The sequence below is a fragment of the Ruegeria spongiae genome (assembly GCF_023502395.1).
In the GTDB taxonomy this organism is placed as follows: Bacteria; Pseudomonadota; Alphaproteobacteria; order Rhodobacterales; family Rhodobacteraceae; genus Ruegeria_C; species Ruegeria_C spongiae.
Map to the genome: position 1 here is coordinate 34767 of NZ_JAMFMB010000023.1, position 24582 is coordinate 59348.

The 24582-nt window shown below is 58.6% G+C and carries 9 protein-coding genes and 1 pseudogene (1 of these 10 cut by a window edge); 3 read left to right on the forward strand and 7 right to left on the reverse strand.

Annotated features, from left to right (window positions below):
* The 3 genes in view from M3P21_RS16545 to M3P21_RS16555 are tightly spaced (each overlapping or abutting the next) and all read left to right on the forward strand, a layout consistent with a single transcriptional unit that may run on beyond the window.
* Positions 1 to 4955, forward strand: the 3' portion of a protein-coding gene (locus M3P21_RS16545; protein ID WP_249711638.1) for a type I polyketide synthase. Its footprint begins 2620 nt before the window's first position; 4955 of the gene's 7575 nt are visible here — the last part of the coding sequence; its start codon lies beyond the left edge, outside the window; its stop codon occupies positions 4953 to 4955.
* The gene (locus M3P21_RS16550; protein WP_249711640.1) at positions 4952 to 11539 is read left to right on the forward strand and encodes a type I polyketide synthase; all 6588 of its coding nucleotides are present in this window, start codon (positions 4952 to 4954) and stop codon (positions 11537 to 11539) included. Before M3P21_RS16545 ends, M3P21_RS16550 begins: the two co-directional genes overlap by 4 nt.
* On the forward strand, positions 11536 to 17907 hold the full coding sequence (locus M3P21_RS16555) for a type I polyketide synthase (RefSeq protein ID WP_249711642.1): 6372 nt from the start codon (positions 11536 to 11538) through the stop codon (positions 17905 to 17907). The genes M3P21_RS16550 and M3P21_RS16555 overlap by 4 nt, the downstream gene beginning before the upstream one ends.
* Positions 17908 to 18087: 180 nt before the next feature.
* Here the strand turns inward: M3P21_RS16555 and M3P21_RS16560 are convergent.
* From M3P21_RS16560 to M3P21_RS16590, 7 genes and pseudogenes are all read right to left on the reverse strand, one after another.
* A pseudogene (locus tag M3P21_RS16560) lies at positions 18088 to 18402 on the reverse strand (integrase core domain-containing protein); the annotation flags it as partial.
* Positions 18403 to 18464: 62 nt separating this feature from the next.
* Complete coding sequence (locus tag M3P21_RS16565) at positions 18465 to 19595, reverse strand: cobalamin-independent methionine synthase II family protein (protein WP_249711646.1); 1131 nt, start codon at positions 19593 to 19595, stop codon at positions 18465 to 18467.
* Between the two features lie 72 nt (positions 19596 to 19667).
* A complete protein-coding gene (locus M3P21_RS16570) occupies positions 19668 to 20630 on the reverse strand; it encodes a cupin domain-containing protein (RefSeq protein WP_249711648.1) in 963 nt (320 codons plus the stop codon).
* A 152-nt stretch (positions 20631 to 20782) separates the two neighbouring features.
* Positions 20783 to 21754, reverse strand: a complete 972-nt coding sequence (locus tag M3P21_RS16575; protein WP_249711650.1) for an ester cyclase — start codon at positions 21752 to 21754, stop codon at positions 20783 to 20785.
* Positions 21751 to 22767: a LacI family DNA-binding transcriptional regulator gene (locus M3P21_RS16580; RefSeq protein ID WP_249711686.1), complete on the reverse strand. Its 1017-nt coding sequence runs from the start codon at positions 22765 to 22767 to the stop codon at positions 21751 to 21753. Before M3P21_RS16580 ends, M3P21_RS16575 begins: the two co-directional genes overlap by 4 nt.
* Positions 22764 to 23528, reverse strand: a complete 765-nt coding sequence (locus M3P21_RS16585) for an SDR family NAD(P)-dependent oxidoreductase (protein ID WP_249711652.1) — start codon at positions 23526 to 23528, stop codon at positions 22764 to 22766. The genes M3P21_RS16580 and M3P21_RS16585 overlap by 4 nt, the downstream gene beginning before the upstream one ends.
* Entirely contained in the window at positions 23528 to 24580 is a 1053-nt protein-coding gene (locus M3P21_RS16590) for an ester cyclase (protein WP_249711655.1), read from the reverse strand. The genes M3P21_RS16585 and M3P21_RS16590 overlap by 1 nt, the downstream gene beginning before the upstream one ends.
* Positions 24581 to 24582 lie beyond the last annotated feature (2 nt).

A 24582-nucleotide genomic window follows, 5' to 3' on the forward strand; every position in this document is an offset into this window, starting at 1 on the left:
TCTTAGGCGCGCTTGCCAAGGTTTATCTGGCGGGTGCCACGATACACTGGCAGACGGTGGCAGATCCAGGCACCTCTGTTACTGACGTACCGTCTTATCCGTTTCAGAGATCGAGATACTGGTTCTCCGCCCGGTCTGCTTCATCCACGGGTGCCCGCGCCACGGACCATCCCTTGCTGAGCAACGAACTCTTCCTCGCAAATCAGCAGACCCGGGTATTCGAAACCACACTTGCAGCCTCTGATTTCGCGTTCCTGACAGACCATGTCGTTCGCGGTAAGTGTATCGCCCCTGGTGCAATGTTCGTTGAGATGGCTCTGGCTGCCGGGCGCGAGGTGTTCTCAAGCAGCAAGGAACTGGCAGATATTTTTCTTGTCGAGCCGATGTCATTCGATAGCGACGTACTCCGGTCAGTGCAGACCACTGTTACATCCCACGACGCTGGTGATCTGTTTGAAATCGCCTCGGCAGAGCAGGGCAGCAACGAATGGACACTGCACGTCAAAGGCCGTTTCACCGAGCCGCAATTGTCCGAAGACAGCCCGCCCAACCTACCCGTGTCACCAAGCAAGCATGTCATCGAGGCCGAAGAACATTATGATGCTCTCAGCGCGCGCGGCCTGGAGTTTGGACAAAGCCTGCGCCTTTTGGACCGAATAGAGGTCGATCAAAACTCGGTCACAGAGCGTGGGCATATGACCGCCTCGGGAGTGCTTGGGTCTGTCACACATGCAGACGGGTTTCTTATCGGACCCGCGCTTCTGGATGCCTGCCTTCAGGTCATCGCCTGTGCATTGCCAGCGGATATTGCAAAGGATCGCGTGTTTCTACCCTTCTCCTTCGGACGTGTCATATGGCTCCGTGCCCCGGGTGATAGCCTCAGAGCCACGGTCACAACCCGCAGCTCGGGTTCCGATAACGATGCACTGCTGCAAGCTGATCTGGCAATCCATGACAAATCCGGCCTGGTCGGCCAAATGGAGGGCATTCTTTTGCGGCCAGCGCGTGCCGCCGCCGATGAAGCACTCTATGTTATTGACTGGGTTCCTTATGAGCGCGCGGCCGACAAAGCCACCTTGATCGAACTGGAGCGCGCCACCAGCCCGCTTCTGTCTCAGGCCGCAAACGAGAACGCTCTCGCGGCCTACAACAAGGCGTTGCCTGACATCGACGTCCTAGCTACGCGTTGGATTCTGCAAGGGCTGCGCACTCTTGGCTGGAGCCCCGAGCCAGGGGAGCGCGTCGATCTGCACCAGCTTGCTCAGTCCCTTGACATCGCACCAAACCTCTACGGTCAGCTGCGGCGATACATGGAAATCCTCGCCGAAGATGGCATCGTTATACCACTCGACGCAGACCGCGTGGAAGTCATTGCCATGCCGGACCCCGGACAACCGGATCAACTGACCAGGTCCGCGCTAGAGACCTACCCCGCGTCATGCGAACGCCTGACCCTGATGGCGGCTTGCGGCCCGAATCTCGGCCCCATTCTGAAAGGCGATCGAAACCCGGTCGAGGATCTCTTTCCCAACGGAGATATGTCCACGGCACGCGCGCTTTATCGCGACACACCCGAGGCCAAGACCTATAACAAACTGGCCGCCGCGGCGGTCCGCGCATTCGTTGATCGCCGCAACACCGGGCATCCAATACGCATACTCGAAGTCGGAGCAGGCTCCGGGGGTACCACCGCCTCGGTTTTGCCCGCATTGCACGAGCTTTCCATCCACTACACGTTCACCGATATCGGCCCCGCTCTTGTCTCACGTGCAAAAGAGGAGTTTTCGAACCATCCGAATATCGAATTCTCAACATTCGACCTGGAGCGGGATCCGCAGGAACAGGGTTTCGAGCTTGAGAGTTTCGACATCATCATTGGCGCGAACGCGATCCACGCAACATCAGATCTAACGGCAACAATAGGTCGCCTCAGATCATTGCTTGCCCACGGCGGCTGCCTGTTCATGCTCGAAATCACCGAACGCGAGCGCTGGGTCGATCTGACCTTTGGCCTGACCGAGGGCTGGTGGCTGTTCAACGATACCAACTTGCGAAAAAACTATCCACTGCTGTCGAATGACGAATGGTTGCATCTGCTCAATGGCACCGGATTCTCGGCAATCAGCCTTGTCCCACCTCATGAACATTCCAGTCAAACTCTGATTGCCGCGCAGAAGGCCGACGCGACTGCTCCGGATCAGGTCACGCAATGGATTGTTTTAGGTGACGCAGACGGTATTGCGGGCTCCATCGCTTCATCGGCAAGAGCCGTCGATCAGGATACCAAAGTGCTGCAAGGCTTTGAGGGTGGTTCGCTTTCCAAGCGAATCATCTCCAAGAACTGCATGATCGTTTATCTGCAAACGCTTTCGGACAATTCCGCAACCGAAAAACGACTGGACAATCTGCGCAAAACTGTCCGCTCAATCGCTTCAACCTCGTTTGGCGACGCTGGGCCGAAACTGGCCGTTGTGACAAGACAATCTCAAACCGTCACGCCCGGGGACAGCATCTCGCCCGGCCAATCCGCAATCTGGGGAATGGCTTTGGCGATCGCCGAAGAATTGCCTGAGCTGGACCCGCACCTTTTGGACATCGACGCGACCGCATCGCCGGATGACGCTGCGGGTGCGATCATCTCGTGCTTGACCGAGGCAAGTCCCGAACGCCAGTTTGCCATGCGCCGTGGCTCGCTCTTCGTACCCCGGCTGGTGCCTGCCCAAATCCTGCCGCAGCAATCCGAAAACGCGCATCTGGTCAAAGGCCGCAGCGGCACACTCGAAGACATTTCGCTTGTCGAGTCCCCAAGACGCGCACCGGGCGCCGGAGAGGTCGAGTTGCGTGTCATTGCCGCAGGTCTGAACCTGCGCGATGTCATGAACGCTTTGGATATGCGCGACGACCCTGAACCTTTGGGGGGTGAATGCGTTGCAGAAATTTCCGCCGTCGGAGATGGCGTGTCCAGATGGCGAATAGGCGACCGGGTTGTTGCCCTGGCCGAAGCCGCCTTGGGGCGCTATGCGATCGCCCAGGCAACTGAGGTTGCGCCATTGCCAGGCGTCGCCACGCCGGTTGAAGGCGCCACGCTGCCCTTTGCTTTCATGACAGCGCACTATTCTCTGATCGAGAAAGGCGGCCTCCGGCCAGACGACTGGGTCTTGATCCACGCCGCCGCAGGCGGTGTCGGCTCCGCGGCGATACAGATTGCCCAAAAGGTCGGCGCCAATGTCATCGCAACCGCCGGAAGTCCGGAAAAGCGCGCCTGGCTGCGCGACAAAGGTGTCGAGCATGTTTTTTCGTCACGCACTCTGGAGTTTTCGCAAGAGGTCCACCAGATCACCGGGGGAAGGGGTGCAGATCTCGCCTTGAACGCCCTATCCGGAGAGTTCATCACGGCAACCGTTTCCTGCCTGGCGCCAATGGGTCGTTTCATCGAAATCGGCAAGCGGGGCATCTGGACCACCGAGGAATTCCACAAGGAATGTCCCAACGGCCAATACCATGTCGTCGACATCGCGCAATTGCGAGCCGACAGCCCCAAGGTCAGCGCCGCACTGTTCCAGGATGTCATTCGGCGTGTGGAAAATCACGAATTCTCGCCGCTGCATCATTCCTCCTTTGCCCTGGAAAGCGCGAATGAGGCCTTCCAGTACATGGCGCGCGCAGATCATATTGGGAAAGTGGTTCTGTTGCCGGACCCGGCCCCGGCCGAATTCCAGAGCACAATTCGTCCCGATGCCAGTTATCTGATCACCGGAGGACTGCGTGGTCTGGGTTTGTTGACAGCACGATACCTGGCTGATTGCGGCGCTCGAACCTTGTTTCTGGCTGGCCGCAGCGCACCAGATTCACAGACCGAAGCAGTGGTATCAGCTCTGACCCAGCGCGGCGTTTCGGTCTCCGTTTGCGCATGTGACATCTCGAGTGCTGATCAGGTGGGCCATCTGTTCAACAAAATTGCAGACGGGCACCCGCCCCTGCGTGGCATCGTACATGCCGCCGGGTTGCTGGCGGATGGAAGCCTGAGCCAGATTGATGCGGAAGGGTTCGCGATCCCCTTCGGGCCGAAGATAGATGGCAGTTTGCTATTGCACCAACACTCGATCAGCACCCCGCTTGATTTCTTCGTTATGTATTCGTCGCTATCCGGCGCAATGGGCTCTGCCGGGCAAACCAATCATGCGGCGGCGAACGCCTTTATGGACGGCCTGGCGCATTGTCGGAAATCGATGGGGCTGCCTGCGGTCAGCATTGGATGGGGCGCGTGGAGCGGGGTTGGCATCGCCGCCGATCAATCGGTCGACAAAAAGCTCCGAAAAAAAGGCATCGAAAGTATCGGTGAAGAGCTCGGCCTGGCCCTGTTGAACGCCACACCGTACACCGGGCAGGCACATGTGATCGCGTCACCCTTCCGTTGGCGCGACTTTTTAACTTCGCGTAGGGGCCGGATACTGCAACCACTCATTGAACATCTGGAACACGCCGCCAAAGCTTCCAAACCTGCGCCCGTCGGCGAGCGGGCAGATACTGTTGGAGCGCCCCTTGCGTCAGCGCTCGCCGGGGCGGCGGATGCAAAACGATCCGAGCTCATATTCACCTATGTGACGGCGCAGGTGGCCGAGACTCTCGGTCAAGGCAATCCCGACCTTCTGGATCCCGAAAGGCCACTGCGCGAAATGGGTCTCGATTCACTGATGGCGGTGGATCTTAGAAACCGCCTGTCATCGGCATTTCCCGCAGCCAACGGAGTACCATCCACGCTGGTGTTCGATCACTCCAGCATCAATGCCCTATCCGATCATCTCGGCGCTCTCTATCGCGCAGCGACACCCGTTGCGAATGACTGTGCAGAGCCCAGGGCAGCCACAACATCCGATACCGTTGCAGAGATCGACGCCCTGACCGACGATGAAATCGATGCCCTGATCGCGGCTGGCAGAAGGGAGAACCAATGAGCGATTTTCTTGATCGAATAAGCCAGTTTTCTCAGAAGAAACTGACCCTGCTCGCGGCGCAACTCCGCGATCGGGTCGAAGCGCTGGAAACCCGTGACAAGATTGCGATCGTCGGGGTTGGATGCCGCTTCCCAGGCGGAATCGATAGTCCTGAAAACTACTGGGATGTGCTGATGGCTCAGCGCGACGTGATCTCCGAGGTGCCGACCGACCGGTGGGACGTGAACGCGCTTTATGACCCTGATCCGGAGCGGGCAGGAAAGATCACGACGCGGTTCGGGGGATGGCTCGACGACGTCGACCGTTTCGATCCGAAATTCTTCTCAATTTCACCGCGCGAGGCTCAAAGTCTGGATCCTCAACAACGCTTGCTCATGGAGGTTACCTGGCGCGCTCTGGAAAATGCCGGCCTTCCGGCGGCCAGCCTGTCAGGGTCCAAAACTGGGGTGTTCTGCGGCATTTCGGGTGTTGATTATCACAGCATCTTGCGCGCCGCCGGAACCGAAAATTATGACGCATACATGGCCTCTGGCGTCGCGCACAGTGTCGCCTCGGGCCGGCTTTCCTATTTCCTGGGCGTGCATGGCCCCAGCCTCTCGATCGACACCGCTTGCTCGTCTTCTCTGGTCGCCATTCACGAAGCGGTCCAGAGCCTCCGCAGACGTGAATGCGACGTCGCGCTGGCCGGAGGCAGCAACCTGATCTTAACGCCCGAAACCACCATCGCACTGTCACGAGCGCAGATGATGGCGCCGGACGGGCGGTGCAAAACCTTCGACGCGCGTGCAAACGGATTCGTCCGCAGCGAAGGCTGCGGCATGATCGTACTCAAGCGTCTTTCCGACGCGCAAAACGACAATGATCCGATCATCGCCGTCATTCGTGGATCTGCGATCAACCAGGATGGGCGCAGCAACGGGTTGACCGCACCGAACGGTGTCGCGCAGGAGGCCGTCTTGCGGGCAGCACTGAAGGACGCGAGTGTTGGGCCCGGCGATATCGGCTTTGTCGAGGCGCACGGAACCGGCACCGCATTGGGAGATCCAATCGAAGTGCACGCACTGGGTGCCGCGCTATGCTCTGATCGCGGTAGTTCAGCCCCTCTGCGGATTGGGTCGGTGAAGTCTTCGATCGGACATCTGGAAGCCGCTGCAGGTGTTGCAAGCCTGATCAAGGTGGCGCTATCGGTCCATCACGGCCGTCTGCCCGGGCAGGCCAATCTCGAAACGCTGAACCCGCTGATCCAGTGGGATCGGCTGAATTTGGAGCCGCAGCACAAGACAGGACCCTGGCCCGAAGCGACTACAGCAATGGCCGGTGTCAGTTCGTTCGGCTTCAGCGGCACCAACGTGCATATGATCCTTGAAAAGGCACCCAAGCCACCGGAAATACAAACGCCAACCGAACGCGGAACGCACCTCTTGACGGTATCCGCCCGTTCATCCGAGGCCCTGGTAGAACTCAAATCGTTGCGCGCGGCAGAAGTCACCGGCGCCCTGGAAGTGCCCAACATCGCTTACAGCGCCAACGCTGGGCGCGACCATTTCCCACATCGGTTCGCGACAGTTTCAAAAAACGGAGTCGAGGCCTATTCAGCCTTGCGCGACACCGGTCCATCAGCAACGGTCTTTTCTGGGACCGCGCCCCGCACCCCCCCCGGATTGGCATTCGTGTTCACCGGACAGGGATCCCAATATGCCGGGATGTCCAAGGTTCTCTATGATCGCAATCCGGTATTCCGCTCCACGCTGGATCGGTTCGACCGTCTGCTTGCAAACGAGCTTTCGCAGTCGCTGATTGAAATTCTGCACGGGACTGCCTCCGACATCAACAACACTGCTATGGCGCAACCGGCTTTGCTCGCGGTGGAACTTGCGCTGGCAGAACTCTGGCAGAGCTGGGGCCTTCGGCCCAAGATGGTGCTGGGGCACAGTCTGGGTGAGTTTGCGGCAGCCTGTGTCGCCGATATTCTTTCCCCTGAAGACGCCCTGAGACTCGTGGCCGAACGCGGGCGCCTCATGGCCGCAGCGCCGGGGGACGGCGCGATGGTTTCGGTGGTCGCCAACGAGGCGCACATCCGGGATCGTCTTTCGAAACATCCCGGACGCCTCAGCATTGCCGCCGTGAACGGCCCATCAAACGTGGTGATTTCAGGGGATCGGGCCGTCGTGGACCAATTTTGTGCGAAACTCGACGCAGACGGGATCCATACAACGGCGTTGCAGGTCTCGCAAGCGTTTCATTCTCCACTCATGGATCCGATTCTGGACCGTTTCGAGGCATTCGCCGCCAATTTCGATTTTGACAGACCCAAGATTGATCTCATCTCAAACGTCTCTGGCAAACGTGCCGCGCCGCACTCCATCACTGCTCGGTACTGGCGAGATCATATTCGTTCCACAGTCCGGTTTCAGGATGGTCTGCAAACCGCCAAGGATGCGGGGTGCGATCTGCTTCTCGAAATCGGCCCACACCCGGTTCTGATGACGATGGCGCAACTGAATTCCGACTCGGATGGCCCCGAATGGGTGGCGTCACTATGCCGGGGTGAAGATGATGAAACCCGGATGCTCGCTGCGCTTGCGCAACTCTACGTTAAAGGCGCCGAGGTGAATTGGCAGTCGTTTGATGCGCCATGGAACCGCAGCATCGTGCCGGTTGCAGGACATCCTTTTCAGCGCGACAGGTATTGGGTTGAGGAGCCCAGCAAACCTGAACTGGCGCAACCTGCCTCGACAAGCTTTCCCGGAAGGAAGATCAGCCAGTCGATCAGCGACGATGTCCTGCTTGAGATGCAGTTCAACCTCACTCAGATGAGCTGGATCAGGGATCATCGCATCCATGGGGGCCTAGCCGTTCCCTCGCCGGTTTTCATGTCCTGGGCTCTTCAGGTTGGCCGGGATGTTCTCGGGAGTGAGACCGCGACGCTCGAGCAATTCACTATGCACCGGCCTCTGCATCTTGAGGAAGATCACTCTGTCATTGTGCAGTTCGCCATGGCGCGCGCTAAGAATGGCGCACATGCCTTCACGATCTCAGCACAGCGGGACGCCGACACCTGGACGCGGCTCTGCGAAGGACGGATACTGACCTCGACCAGCCCTGCCGACATGATCGCACTGGAAGCGCTTCGCACGCGGCTCAGCCACCGCGTCGATGTCGCGGAATTCTATTCAGCGCTGGACGGCCTGGGCCTAGCGTTCGGTCCGGGATTTCGCGGCGCAACCGAGATTTTCGAAGGCAAGGGGCAAGCGCTCGCACGTGTCGAGCGCCCCGATGTGATTACCGCACAGGCCTCTGGACTGTTGGTTCACCCGGCCCTTCTTGACTCAAGCCTGCACGTAATCGCTGCGGCTCTGTCGATGGGATCACTCGAGAACCCGTACCTTTTGCTGTCCGTCAGCAGAATCGAATCCCTGGCCCCGCTGCCAGACCGGTTTTGGTGCCACGTATCGGTGGACAAACCGGATACGATCGGTCAGCGCGATGCCTTCGTCGCGCAGTTGCAACTGATTGACGATGCCGGTCAGGTCCTGATGCGGTTTCGTGACATCAGCCTGAGGCGGGTAAGTCGTCAGGATTTCGCAGCTGTCGATCTACCGCCAGAGGTTTCAGGCATCATTCACGAGGTCATCTGGAACAGGGAATCACCGCAGCTCACCCCCGGCGAACTGGCCGAACTGATTTTGCCGAACCTGGACAAGATGGCGCGCGAAAACGGGCTTTACGACACTTATCCCACATTTCAGAAACGCCTCGATCAACTCTGCTCGGCCTATATCATCAATGCGCTGAAGTCCCTTGGGCTTCGCTTTGTGGTCGACGAGGTTCTGGTTGCGGAAAACATGATGCGTGACCTGACGGTGCTACCGGCGCATCGCAGACTGTTGGTCAGGATGTTACAGATATTAGGCGAAGATGGGGTTCTCGCTGAACTTCCAGGCGGGTGGCGTGTACTCAGATCCCCTGAGCCGACCGATGCGGAGAACTTGTGTCGCGATCTGCTCTCCGAGTTTCCGGGCTGCGAACCGAAAATCTCAGTGACCGCCCGATGCGCGCGCGAATTGGCGTCCGTTCTGTCGGGCGCTGTCGACCCGCTTACGCTTCTGTTCCCGGAAGGGTCGCTTGCGCAAACGGAAAAACTTTATTCCGACGTGGCCCCTGCAAGAACCTACAACGCGGCGATTGCGGGTCTGGTCGCTCAGGTCTCACGACGCACGCCCGACGCCAGGCGCCTTCGCATTCTGGAGATTGGAGCGGGAACAGGCAGCGCAACAGCTGGAATCCTCGAAGGATTGGGAGAACGCAGCTATGACTATCTTTTTACCGATATCTCACCCCTGTTTCTGAACGCTGCGCGACAGCGATTCAGAGATTTGTCCAACGTCAGGTTTGCAGCACTCGATATCAGTCAGGATCCGCTTGAACAGGGCCTGGACAAGTCAGGTTTTGATGTCGTGATCGCGGGCAATGTGGTGCATGCCACCAAGGATGTCTCCCGGACGCTGGGGAATGTTGCAAGCCTGATGGCCCCCAACGGCAAGTTGATTCTTTTGGAGGGCACCGCCCCGCAACGCTTTGGCGATTTGACCGTTGGCATGCTGGATGGATGGTGGGCCTACACCGACACCAATTTGCGATCCTATGCCCTGATGCCTAGGGACAGCTGGATTTCCACCCTGCATGAATGCGGCTTCGAAGACGCCATCGCGCTCCCGGGTTCGGACGCGCGGGGAACCTTGCAGGAACAGGCCATATTCATCGCGAACTGGCCCGCCAAGCGGCAATTGCTGGGCTACTCTCTGATCGTAGGCGAGGGAAAATTCGCTGCGAAGCTGGCCGACCAGATCAAGGCCAGCGGCGCGAGCGTTGTCTCAGTCCCTGCAAACCCAGTAAAAATCGCACAGTCCTTGAACGCTCAGGATTTTGACCGGATCGTTTTTCTTGGCGCGATGAATACCGTACTCTCGGATGATATGCCCGTCGATCAGATCTCCGCCGACCAAAAAATAGTTCTGAACGGTGCTCTGGAACTTGTTCAAGCCGTTGCGCGACTGAAACATCCACCAAAGGAACTGGTTTTCGTCACGGAGGGTGGACAGGCGACCCATACCGGAGAAAATGCAAACCCTGCGCAGGCAACGCTTTGGGGATTTGCCCACACCGTGGCGATGGAAAATCCCGAATTGAAGTGCCGACGCATTGATTTGCAGGCTGGGAAAGTGTCTGTCGCGCATCTTGTGACCGAACTCATGCGGCAGGACGGCGAAACCCAGGTGGCAATACGAGAGGGCCAAAGGCTGCTGCGCCGCCTGCGCAACTGTGGTTCGGACTTGTCGCCGTCAAAACCCGAATTCCCCTCGGATGAGACGGTCCTGATCACCGGAGGCCTCAACGGGCTGGGCCTTCTTGTTGCGGAATGGACTGTCGAGCACGGCGCGCGCGATGTGGCACTCCTTGGCAGGAGCAGCCCCTCTTCCGCAACCGAAAGCGCAATCGTCCGGATGCGTGATGCCGGTGCTGAAGTTTCCGTCCTAAAGGCCGACATCGGCAAAGAAGAAGAATTGAAAATTGCCCTTGATCAGATCGCGGCTCTGCCGCCGGTCAAAACTGTCATTCACGCGGCTGGTGCGCTTGATGACGGTGCGCTGTTATCGCTGGACTGGCCAAAATTCGAGACAGTGCTCAACGCAAAATTACGAGGAAGCTGGTTACTGCACAGCCAACTTCCGGATTTGAGGAACTTCGTGATGTTCTCATCTGGTGCATCGCTTGCAGGATCGGCCGGACAAGCAAACCATGCGTCAGCCAATGCATTTGAGGATGCATTGGCGTGGTATCTGCGCGCGAAAGGTCATTCCGCGCTCACCATCAATTGGGGCCTGTGGGGTGATGTCGGCGCGGGTGCCGAGATCGGCGTTGGCAAGGATGCGGATGTCCTGCAAAAAATCGACCCGATGATCGGGCTTGCCGCTCTTGGGGCTGCGATGTCGGCATCTTCGAACAAGCAACGCCCGCAGCTCGCAATCCTTGATGCCGACTGGCAACAACTTGCACACGGTACGCACGCAAATGCCGTATTTTTTTCCGGGATGGCAGGCGCGGTTCACAGGCCAGCGGCGTCCGAACCCGCTCAGGTAAAGGCCGTGCAGCAATTGCGCGAACAACTGTCCCGGACACCGGCAAACCGACGGCGCGCAGTGCTTCTCGACGCTATCCGCACCCATGCCCGCGCAGTGCTCGGTCTTGCACCAGAAGATGTGGTTGAAGCGCATGAGCCGCTGAACCAGTTGGGTTTGGACAGTCTGATGGCTGTACAGCTAAGAAACATTCTCAGCGATGCCGCAGGGCTACCCCTGCCCGCTACAGTCATATTTGATCACCCGACCATCGCTACGCTCACGGATTTTCTGTTGGAGCAACTCGATGTTAAGGACGCCGATGAAATGACCGGGGCAGCCGTCTTTGAAACCGGGCCCCGGGGTGAACCCGCTGGTACGGAAACCTCAGACATGACCGAAGAAGAACTCGCTCAGCACCTGTTGCGAGAACTGGATCGCCTGGATCAAGGACATAACCAATGACCGATCGTCCTACCCCCGATACCTATGCTCTGTTGCGTCGCTCGGCCGACACGATAAAGCGGCTGGAAGAGCAGCTCGCAAAGGCGCAATCCAGCGCCCACGAGCCAATCGCGATCATCGGCATCGGCTGCCGCTTTCCAGGCGGTGCGAATACGCCCGAAAAACTTTGGTCGCTGGTTGAGCAGGGTCAGGATGCCGTCACCGAAGTCCCCAAAGAGCGTTGGGATCTCGACGAAGTCTATGACCCGGACCCGGACGCGCCCGGCAAAGCATATACGCGCTGCGGCGGTTTTCTTGATCAGGTCGACAGTTTCGATGCTGCGTTCTTCGGCATAACGCCGCGCGAGGCGGTAAATCTCGATCCCCAGCAACGGTTGCTATTGGAGGTGTCTTGGGAAGCTCTGGAACATGCAGGGATCGCGCCGTCTTCGATATCGGGAACCCAGACCGGCGTATATGTTGGTCTCACCACACATGATTATGCGATTATGGCGGCGGCGGCGCATGATCATCTGACGGCTGACGCCTATTCCGCATCCGGATCGTCACATTCAATTGCCGCTGGTCGATTGTCTTATTTCTTTGGTCTTCACGGGCCCAGTTTTGCCGTTGATACCGCGTGTTCGGCCTCGATCGTGTCGGTGCATTCGGCGGTCCAGGCGTTACGCAGCGGCGAGGTTGATCTTGCGCTGGCAGGTGGTGTGACGCTGACGCTCTCCGAGTTCGGCGCAATTTTAACTTCGCGCGCCCGAATGATGTCTTTCGTGGGACGGTGCCAGACCTTCGACGCCGATGCGGACGGGTATGTTCGCGGCGAGGGATGCGCCATGATTGCATTGAAACGCAAATCGGATGCGCTGCGCGACGGGGATCGCGTTCTGGCATATATTCGGGGCTCCGCGTTGAACCAGGACGGACGCAGCACCGGGATGACCGCGCCCAACGGGCAGGCCCAAGTCAAGGTCCTGCGCGCCGCGCTGCGCGATGCCGGGGTGTCTCCTGATGACATCAGCTATGTCGAAGCGCATGGCACCGGAACGTCGTTGGGCGATCCGATCGAAATCAAGGCGCTGGGAGAGGTCTTTGGAAAGCGATCTGCCGACGCTCCGCTTCATGTGGCGTCGATCAAGACCAACATCGGCCACACCGAAGGCGCCGCCGGTGTCGCGGGGATCATCAAGACGGTCATGGCGCTGCAACACAAACAAATCCCGGCGCATCTGCACTTCAACACGCCGAACCCACTGATTCCCTGGGACAACCTGCCAATCGCCATCCCCAGGCAGACGATAAAATGGCCCGGCACCAAAGACGTTCCGCGCCGCGCGGGCGTCAGCTCGTTTGGTTTCAGCGGAACCAATGGTCATCTCATTCTGGAAGAAGCGCTCGAGACCCAAGCCTCGACACCAGCGCCCGCATATTCGGATCCGGTATTGCTCGCTATCTCCGCGCGTAACGAAGCCGCCCTGACCGACTCCGCGACCAACCTGGCAGAACATCTGCGACAGCACCCGCACATATCGATCCGTGAGGCTGCCGCAGAACTGGCGTTGGGCCGATCTCATCTGACCGCGCGCACGGCTCTTGTCGTCGCGGACCGCGACGATGCGCTTGAACAGCTTGACGCCATTTCGGCCGGTCACCGCCCTCACAAAGCGGCATTCGGGTCAGTACCGGGTGGAGAGCCGCCTGAAGTCGCCTTTCTCTTTTCCGGTCAGGGTGCGCAGTTTGCCGGTATGGGGCGGCAGCTTTATGAAAGCGAGCCGGTCTTTCGAGCGGCGCTGGACCGCTGCGACGCGCTTCTTGCCGACAAGCTGGATAAGCCGCTGTTGTCGGTCATTTTTGGCTCTGACGAGGCCATCGATCCATCGCTGCTGAATGATACGGCTTACTCGCAACCCGCCTTGTTTTCACTTGAATGGTCGTTGTCGGAACTTTGGCGATCCTGGGGGATCGTGCCCGCAGCGGCAGTCGGGCACAGTGTCGGCGAATATACCGCCGCCTGCGTTGCGGGTGTCTTCAGCCTGGAAGAAGGGCTGACGCTGATCGCCGAGCGTGGTCGGCTCATGAGCAGCCTGCCGAACGGCGGCGGAATGGCCGCCGTTTTTGCTCCCGAGGCGGAGCTGCGCGATCTTCTGGCCAAGCACGAACAGTATAGCTCGATCGCGGCGGTCAACGGCCCGAACAACACAGTGATTTCGGGGCGGCTGGATGTTCTGGAACATATCCTGTCTGATCTTGAGCGGCACGAAATTTCTGCCCAGAAGCTGGTTGTTTCGCACGCGTTCCATTCGCCGCTGATGGATCCGATCCTCGATCAGCTTGAACGCACCGCTTCTCAGATTCAATATAGAGAACCGCAGATTTCACTGGTTTCCAACGTCACTGGCGAGATTGCCGATGGGTCTACATATTCGGCAGGATATTGGCGGTGTCACGCCCGTGAGGCAGTGCGGTTTGCCAACGCAATCTCAACGCTGCATCAGGACGGGTTTGCAGACATTGTCGAGCTTGGCCCTTCCACCACGCTGACTGGGCTGGCGCAACAATGCCCAAACGCCGACAAGGCCAACTGGTTCGCGTCACTGCGCAAGGGCACCGCAGACCAGACCCAAATGCTGGAAACTGCGGCGAAACTCTATGCGCGCGGTCAAACCCTGAACTGGGCCAACCTGTTTCCGGATTTGTCCAGACCTGGAGCGCGCGCAGCCCTGCCAACCTACCCCTTCCAGCGCGTGCGCTATTGGCGCGAGACCGCCGCACGCACCCTGCGGTCGACCTCTTCGTCCGGCCACCCGTTTATGGGCGAGGCCATTCCAGGCGCAATCACATCCATTTACGGTTCCATCGGCTTGAAATCCACGCCGTGGCTCGGTGATCATCGTCTGTTTGGTGTGGCACCATTTCCAGCAGCAGGCCTGCTGGACCTTGCCCTCTCAGCCGCCCGAACTGCGGAAGGTCACGACAATGTAGCACTTGAGGATGTTCACATTCTCGAAGGTCTAATTTTGCCGGAAAGCGATGACCTGCAGCTACAGATCGTTTTCAAACCCGGAAAGGGCGGCATAAAAACACTCAAGATTTACAGCCAGATCCATCAACAGAATGCCGGGGCGGAATGGCGGCACAACATGTCGGCGCGGGTTCTGATCAACAAATCTGTACACGCTTCCACTGCCTGCCCCCCTGCGCCAGCATCGACGCAGACGATCGAACCCGAACAATTTTACACGCTTTTCGAAGATTTAGGCGTCAAATACGGTCCTGCCTTTCAGCCAGTACGTGCAATTCGTCACACCGATACCGAAGTCTGGGGTGAGCTTGAATTGTCGAAAGACCTGAACACACGCGGGTTCACAATGCACCCTGCCCTTCTGGATGGGTGTGCCCAGTTGATCGCAAGCGTCATGCAGGCAGGCGACGTTTATATGCCGGTCTCGGTCCAAAAGTTCGAAGTGATGGCAGATGTGCCCGAACGGGTCTCTTGTCACGTTGTCGACACACCTACCGGTGACCCCGATCTTCAACGCTGCAGCCTCACGGTGTTCGCCCCAGACGGCACTCAGATCGCCCAAGTGAGCGATCTGGAATTCCGGAAAGTCGAGAAGCGGGCACTGATGCAGGTGGTCTCACGACAAGCAACTCAGGACTGGCTGTTTGATGTGCATTGGCAGCCGGTTCCGCTCGGCGATACCAATAGATCCGAACTGCCGGGACGCTGGCTGATCCTCAGCGACCGGTCCGGTGTCGGGGATCGGCTGGTCCGCAAACTGACCGAAATGGGCGCCGATGTAGATCTCGTTCCGCAATCCGACGAAAGCCGGGATCAGTTGCCGCAGATTCTGCAAAAAGCCGATGAGGCAACTGACCCATTGCATGCGGTCGTAAACCTCTGGCCGCTTGATGAGACAGACGCCCCCGATGTCATCAGCCTGGAGAAGGCACATCGTGACATTCTTGTCCCTGCCCTACACCTAGTGCAATCATTGCCCAGTCGACCTCGACTCTGCTTCGTGACCCGCGGTACCCAATCCGTCATGGGCGAGGCCCCCAATCTGGCCAGCGCACCGCTCAACGCGTTCGCGGGGGTCGTCGCCTCGGAAATTCCGCAAGCGCATTGTCTGCGGATAGATCTTGACCCGTCTGAAAACCCGCATGAAGATGACATGCTGTTTCAATGTCTTTGGACTCCGGACCGCGAAGATCAGGTCGCAATCCGAGGCGAGACCCGGTTTGCCGCCCGGCTGAAATCGGGTGAAACTGCGGCCATTGCTGAATCCGAGCCGGTATTGCTGGATGTTATCGAGCGCGGAACACTGGATGGGCTTACGTTTGTTCCATTGATGAGAGCAAAACCGCAGCACGACGAAGTCGAGATCCGGGTCGCGGCGACCGGGGTGAATTTCCGCGATGTGCTGAACACGCTGGGCATGTATCCGGGTGAACCCGGGTTTCTGGGCAATGAATGCGCGGGTATCGTGACTGCTGTTGGCGACGCGACAACCGGCTTTGCCGTGGGCGACGAGGTTGTGGCGATGACCGATCGCTGTTTTGCAACCTACGTAATCGTGCGCTCGACGCTGGTCATCAAGAAGCCCGCGCATCTGACAATGGCACAAGCTGCGGCAACGCCGGTGGCCTATCTGACGGCGGAGTATGCGCTTTGCCAGCTTGGCACGGTGAAACCAGGCGATCGGGTTCTGATCCATGCCATCACAGGTGGCGTCGGATCTGCCGCAGCCCATATCGCCCGAAGACAAGGCGCGCGGGTGTTCGGCACGGCGGGCACCGCAGCAAAACGGGCAGAGGCACTTGCTCAGGGGGCCGAATACGTCGCAGACTCGAGGTCGCTGAGTTTTGTAGATGACATTCAGGCTGCAACGGGCGGCGAAGGCGTCGATTTCGTTCTGAATTCACTCGCCAACGAGTTCATCCCGGCCAGTCTTTCACTGCTCCGTCCTAGCGGACATTTTGTGGAAATTGGCAAGAATGATGAGTGGCATAGTGAGAGAGTCGCACAAGAGTTTCCGGGCATCAGCTACGACCAGCTCTATCTTGGTGAGGTCACAGCCACGAACAACCAGCTCATCTGTGGTATTCTTGAGCGGCTTTTCAGCCAGATTGAAGCTGGCGAGCTTCCACCGCCGGATGTCCGGGCCTGGCCTCTTGAGCAGGCCAAAGAGGCGTTTCGCTTTATGGCCCAGGGCTTGCATAGGGGCAAAATCGTTCTGACGCAGACCCGACCGTCTCGCATCCACAGGGACGCAAGCTATCTGGTCACTGGGGGCTTGAAAGGGATCGGACTGCGAACGGCTCAATGGCTGACAGAGGCGGGCGCGACCAACCTCGTTCTTTTGGGGCGAACCGAACCGGACCAAATTACGCGCTCAATTCTGGATGATCTGAAGGGTCAGAGCATAACAGTGCTCGTGCGGTCGGTGGACGTGACCGACCAGAACGCCATGGCCGCGTTGATCGCTGAGATCGAAAGAACCATGCCGCCAGTGCGCGGCGTGATTCACTGCGCCGGTGTCGTCGAAGATGCAATGCTAGCCGATCAGACATCAGAGACACTTGCGCGGGTCATGGCGCCGAAAGTGCGCGGCGGATATCTTCTGGACAAGCTGACCAGTCACATGACCCTCGATTTCTTCGTGACCTATGCATCTGGCGCCGGATTGCTCGGCGCCCCCGGGCAGGCCAATTATGCTGCGGCGAACGGATTTCTTGATGCATTGTCCCATGCCCGCCGCGCCCGCGGACTTCCAGCGCTCAGCGTGGATTGGGGAAGCTGGTCAGAGATCGGGATGGCGGCCAGGGTTGATGAAACCCATCAACGAAGATGGGCAGAGATGGGTCTCGCCATGATCGACCCGGATGCCGGCGTCCACATGTTGGAACACGCCCTTTTCGGCGCGACCTCTGCACAGGTCGCGATCCTTCCGATCACCAGAGACCGGCTGCCCCCCGACGCAAGACCCCTGCTGAGTGACCTCGTCACCCCACAGGGCGGGCAAGACACAGGCGTCAATGACGACGCTGATTTCATCGAGGTTCTGGCCACCTCCCCCGCCGAACAGCATGGCGACCTGATCGGCGACTGGCTGAACGCCACCGTTATCCGTGTCCTCGCCCTCGACGAACATACGGGTTCGGACAGAGATCGGTCGTTGATGGAATTCGGGATGGACTCGCTGATGGCGATGGAACTGCAAAACCGGATAGCCGCTGGATTGAACATCCGAATAACGTCAACTGAATTGCTGAAAGGCCCGACGCTCAATCAACTCGTTTCAGTCGCTCTGTCGGAACTGGCGGAGCATTTGAACGGCCCATCCACTGAAGGATGGGAAGAGATCGACCTCTGATCCTCAGCGGGCAGGCCGACTTCAGGGTTTTGAATGTGTAGACGCACCCGCTGGCCCGATGTGCCATGGTGGGTTTGCAAACAACCTGAATGGAGGCGCAAATGGAAGAAGATAGCATGATTGGCCTGGATTTGGTGAAAAACGTTCGCCAGTTTGACCTGCTCCCCAAGGCTCCCTCATTCATAACGAGAGTTTGCGGGTTTGGGTTTCATATTCTTCGTCGTTGGTTTGGGCAAGCGCGTCGGGCGCGGAGCCTTCGATTTGCTCATGCGTCCGGCGCGCTTCTGCCGGCGCTTGGTTGTCCAGCGATGAGTGTGGCCTGACGTTATTATAGTCGTATCGCCAGAACACCAGCTTGCGGCGGGCGTCTTCCAGGCTGTTGAACATTTCTTCGTTCTGCAACTCGTCCCTTAGGCTGCCGTTGAAGATTTCGATGAAGGCATTTTGCTGCGGCTTTCCCGGATCGATATAGTGCCAGTCTGCGTGGTTGTCGTTACCCGAAAGCGTGCCTATCCACGCGTTACACATCAAGCCCGGCAGAAGGAGCGTTAGGGCGTCTATTTCCCCGAAATGACAGCAGCACCTTCTGACAAGGCTGCCAGTTTGGCATAGGCAATCGCCGGATCGACCGCGCCGAATCCTGCAAAGGTGCCAAACCCACAATCGCTGCCTGCAATCACCCGATCACTGCCAACAAGGTTGGTAAAGCGTTCGATGCGTTGCGCGACCAGATCGGGATGCTCGACGAAGTTTGTCGTTGTGTCGACGACACCCGGTACCAAAACCTTATCATCCGGGATGTCAGCCTTTCGGTCCCGGAACACGGTCCATTCGTGCCCGTGACGAGGGTTTGAAGTTTCGAACAGGACATAGCGTGCTCTTGTCGCCATCAGTGTGTCAAACATCTTGGCCATAGGGATATCGCAAAGATGGGGGCCTTCGTAGTTGCCCCAGCAGATATGCACCCTGACGCGATCCTTAGGTACATCAGACAAAGCATGGTTCAGCGCGTCCACATGCATCTGCGCCACCTTGACGAACTCATCATCTGAGAGATCGGTGAACAACATGTGTCGCGACAGGGCAAGGTCCGGGCAATCCAGTTGCAGATCCAGACCAGAGGCAACAATCGTCTCGTATTCTTGCTTCATCGCGTCGGCGAGCGCGGCAAGATAAGCCTCTCGCGATTTGTAGTAATCATTCTGCAGGAAGAGCGAGATGACACCGGGGCTGGCTGCATTCATGAATCCGCGCTCGAGCCCATGTTCCGCCATCGCCGCCTTCAGGTTGGCAATGTCTTTGTTCAACTCTGCCTGCCCTTTTGAACGGACTTCACCGGTGCACATTGGGCGCGCGTATTGCGGGGTGCCGCCCGAATCCACCAATCGTTGGAGGAAGCTTGGGAACATCTTCAGGTCCGCAGGCGCGTTTCGGGGGCTGTCGCCGGAGAAACCGGTGTAGCGATCTTTGACGTAAGTTGCGTAGCTGATCTTGGACGTCTCACCATCCGAAACGATGTCGATACCGGCCTCTTTCTGCTGCCCTACGGTGTTTGAGACCGCCGCCGTCATGCAGGCATCAAACGCTGCAGCATCAAAGGGCTCTTCCCGCTCTCGAGCGAAAATGAGATCCACGACGTCTTGCGTACGGGGCAAGCTGCCCACATGGGTCGTCAGAACTCGGGTCATCCTGGTCTCCCTTGTTACCATTTGATGTTGTCTTGGCACCTGAATTCATCAGGCAGCCACCTTTTTTTGTGCCTAGTTCCCCGTCCAGGTCGCACCGGCCGGATCGTCTGTCGCGGTGACGCGATAGAGGCCCGCCTGACCCGTCATCGAGGGCGCGACGCTATAGCTTTCACCTGGCAAAACCAGTGCGGTGTCGCCACCGGATAGGGTGGTCTCATACTCATCGACCGTGATGCGCCAATGACCGCTTGTTGGCATTAGAACCACTGGCTTTTCTGCTGCGATCGGCTCTGAAATGCCGCAACCGCGCCCTAGGAATTCGACCTCGAAGCCGGGCTTGTCCTTGATCAGGCCGTTTTTGCCAATCACCACAACCGGCTTGCTGGCAGAAAGCGCCATCAGATCCCAGTAGCGCGCGACATATTTGCCGATAACGGTCTCAACCGGAACTTCAGGGAAGGATTTGAGCTGCTCCTCGGTCAATAGCGGCATCGAACGCACGTCTTTGGGCAGTTCCTGACCCTGTTTTTTGTCGTACAAAATGCCATTGTTCCCCAACATCAGCCCATGGGCCTGAGCGTCTTGGATAACCTGAGGCGCCCATGTCACCCCTCCGCCTGCATCGTCGCCGCCCAGGATCGCCATGATCATTCCGTAATCCTGGCCGACATTTTCGAACCCGCGAAAAATACCGGTGGGGATGTTAAAAATATCCCCTTCTTCGGCTATGAACTCGCCATCCGTGCCATGGCGACCCCAGAAAAAGCGCCAGCGGCCCTTGACAACAAAAAAGACCTCGGCCGTGGTGTGGCTGTGCAACGAATTTCGGCATTTCGGCGGTTGACCCGCCGCGCCGATGTTGAAGCCGATCTTGTCTGTAATGTGGACATGCTGGTCGGGGCTTTCGGACACGCCACCGCCGACAATTGTAAAGTTCTCCTTTTGGTCCGAGCCGGGTGTATGGGCGTCGATGAAGGCGGTCTTGCAGGGTTTCAGCTCGCCGTAACGAACGATGCGTTGCTGGATGGTGCTCATGGTGTTCTCTCCTTGGCATTTGGGGGTGTTTGGATCAAACCCCCATCCCCCGGAGGGCGGTTGTTCAACCGCCGTGCGCGCAGTGAGGTGCGATGAGTATGATACCGCCGCGCCGCCTGGCTGGCATCCAGATATGATACCTTGCGGGTCACTCAGACCTCCCCGGACTGCAACAGAATCTGCTTCCAGATGGCCACCTCGTCATATAGCGAGAATTCCCGGCGCAGCCCCCAGGGGCCGAATTCGGCGTGACTCATCCCCATGACATGCACTTGCACGCCGGTTGGACGACCAAATGTGCCCCAGCCGTCATGGGATCCGTCCAGAGACCAGCGGATTGCGGCACGCGGGGACATCATGCCACCGTCCATGCCGATCTGATGGTGGATATTGAACGTCGCATTTGGAAACGAAGACCGCAGACCGACCCAGAACCGACTGATTGCCTCGCGCCCAATCGCCTGTTTCGCGCCAGCATATTCGCCAATCACCGCGCGATCATAATCCGCGAGGATGTGGTTGAAATCCTTGTTCATGATCCGGGTGAGCGTGTCGGAATACCGCGCGCCCCATTCATTGTCATTGCCGGTGCCGTGATAGCCTCCATCGACATCGATATCGGGTGTGAAGGGACGCCCGGCCTCTTCCGGACCACCCTCGGCGGCGATCAGGTCCCGGGTATAGCTCTCTGGCTCAAATCCCAACTGGCGCACCAGACCTCCGTAATCGCGAACCAGCCACTCGTCATAGATCGTTTCGCCCCTGGCGGCACAATCCGCAATGACACGCACCGTCCATTTCTTGCCGCTGGCCTTGCCAAACTGACCATCCTGCAAATGCGTGGCCGTCGTCAGCAGCCGGTGAGAAGACAAAGCCCCATGTTCTTCGGATTGAGACCAGATGACGTCTTCGCCATAGAGCTGCCGGTCGGGAAATTCGTGGCAGGTTGCCATGGTCGCAGCGATGACACCCTGATTGCCACGGCTTATGCCCATCGGAGTACGAACAGGGATGTCGGCTGCATAATAACGGTCGAGCGTTTCGGTTCCCCGATCCTCCCAAATTTCTTTGGTGATCCCGAGGATATAATCGGGGAAGTCTTTCCACTTCTCGGCATAGGTCATGTGCTGAAGCCCTTTGGTTTTCTGGCCGAGCCCCTGATCTTGAGGGGGCCAGGGATCTGAATGCGCTCAGAGGCCGCGCCCTGCTCAATCCGGGCAAGCAGAATTTCTACGGTGGCGGTGACCATCTTGTTGATCGGCTGGCGAATGGTTGTCAGGTCATAGGCGGGCCAGGCCGCGATGGGGACATCGTCATAGCCGACGATGCTGACATCCTCTGGAACGGACAGGCCAAGCTCGAAACGCAAGCAGTCCATCACTGCAAAGGCCATGTGGTCGTTTCCCACAAATATTGCGTCTGGCCGATCCGAAGTACCGCACAGCTTCCGTGCGATTATTGCGGCGTCGTCCTGACTGTATCTGCCATCCTCTATCGCGACGGGTTCAACTCCGTGATCTTTAAGGCCGTCGACAAAACCGCGCATGCGATCAAGTCCGGTCGAAGAGCCCTGCCAGCCCGAAACATGCGCGATTTTCCGATGGCCACCAGAGGCAAGAAAATGCGCAACCGTACGCCCGCCTTCAATATTGTTCGAGGTCACCTGTGCCAGAGTACCGGTTTCCTGCCCCCGGTTGAACATCACCACCGGAATGCCCGCATCGTCACAGCGCTTGGCAATGTCATTGGACATGTCGACAGAGGCCGTTATGATCCCATCCACCTGATAGGACATCAGTTCTTCGACGATCTGGCCGACATTGCCATCATTTTGAGCCATGAAGAGCAGGATGTGATAGCCACGTTCTTTCAAAGCGCGATCCAGATATTCCAGCGCCATCGGATAGAACTGGTTTTCCAGATAGGCCACAACGACGCCGATCACTCGGCTTTTGCCGGTGATCATTGCGCGCGCCAACGTGTTTGGACGATAGCCCAGTTCTTCAGCGGCCTTGGTCACCTTGTCTCGCGTCGCTGCCGAGGCCGAAGCACCGGGGGTAAACACACGGCTGACCGCCGACTGGCTTACGCCGGCAAGACGGGCCACGTCGAAGGATGTGACTTTGTCCGCCATCAGTCCGCAGTCCATCCGCCATCGACCAGCAAGGCTGCTCCGGTGACAAGGCTTGCAGCATCCGAGGCAAGATAAACTGCAGCACCAGTGATATCGCTCAACTCGCCTACGCGTCCCAGTTTGATCTTCTCTTCAATCCAGGCGCGGCGTTCCGGATTGGCCAGCGTTTGCTCGGCCAGAGGCGTGCGGATGAAGGTCGGGGCAATCGAGTTGACGCGGATGTCACGCGGGCCCCATTCGATCGCCATCGACTTGGTAAATCCTTCAACCGCATGCTTTGTACCGCAGTAAACGGCTCGGTCTATGCCACCGACCTGGCCCATCTGGCTGGTGATGTTGATCAGGCTGCCTGGCTTTCCTGCTTTGATAAGCCCATGCGCGACTGTGCGCGTTAGAAAATAGGCCCCCTTGAAGTTGAGATCGCTCACGGCGTCGAAATCAACCTCAGTGGTTTCCAGCGCCGGGGAATGCCGGGCCAGACCTGCAGAGTTGATCAGGATGTCGAAAGGATCACGCGCATCCACTGCAGCCTCGGTCGCAGCAATGTCAGCAACATTCATTGCCAGACTCCGAGCCGCCCAGCCCTTTGCCGCAAAAGCTTCGGCGATGTCGTTCAATTTATCCTCGGAACGTGCGGCCAGTGTAACCTCGGCCCCGTGGCTAGCCAGCGCTGTCGCGCAGGCCAGGCCAATCCCAGAGGATGCCCCAGCAACCAAGGCGCGCTTGCCATCAAGGCGGAAAGATGGGGCAGGAGGCAGGTTCATCAGGGATCTCCAACAGGATAGGGCACACGTCCCGGGACACGGGCCTTGTTGAATTCGCGCAGTCTGGCAAAAACGTCCACCCCCAACTGCTGGTAGGCGTCCAGAAGGTCGACCATCACCCAATTCTCGCGAATGCGGCCCCGCTCAACGCGCCAGAAATCCAGACTGCGCATCGAGATACGCTTGCCCGACGGCGCGATACCCATCCAGCCATCATGCGTGACGGTTTGGATCATGTCGGGCCAGCCGGTAACCGCCACGTAAGGCCCGTCGCCAAAGAAATGATAGGTGATGTCATCCAGATATTGCCCCCTGTCAGGCATACTCGACAAGAACGGGATCTGATGCCAATTGCGGAACCCGCGTATGCCCCGGCAAGTGCCGATACCCGCTGGCCCGTACCAGTTCATGTTCTCGTGCCAGAACCGCGCCATCTCCATGACCTCGGGTCCGCCCTGCGAAGGATGCCGCTTCATGTGGTTGAGCATATCCACGATCAGATCGCGGCTCGCGTTACTTTCTGTCTCATCGCGCGCCGGGCGTACAAGGCCATCACCCGACGCCGGACCTGGGACGAGTATCTCGGCGCCAAGCGAGGGCGCCATCGGCCACGCGCCGACCTGCATCATGACTTCGGGCAGATCCCAGATCATCTGCATCTCGACAATCTTGCCGCCCGCGATCCGGCAATACTCATGGAACCGCATATGCGCGAGGTGCCCGGACGGAGGAATATCCAGCAACGGGCCTGCGAATGTGCCGACATAATGCCCGCCGCACCCGACCCAGTCAGCGCCATGTTCGTCCTGTCCGGCCACAGCCAGCCAGTCGCGCCGTTCCGCATCCGGCCACGCCGCGCGCAGAGGGGTCAGCACGTTCTGAAAGAACGCCTCCGGGCCAACCTGATCCCCGAAGGGATGGCAGCAATGGAACACCGCGTCCGGGGCGCAAAGCGATCCAAGCAGGCCCCGGAGCAGCGTCTCGTCCCAGTCGTAAAGCGCCGCCCGCAGCGGTGTCAGCAATTTACGATTGGCGTCGTGAGGCGTTGACATGC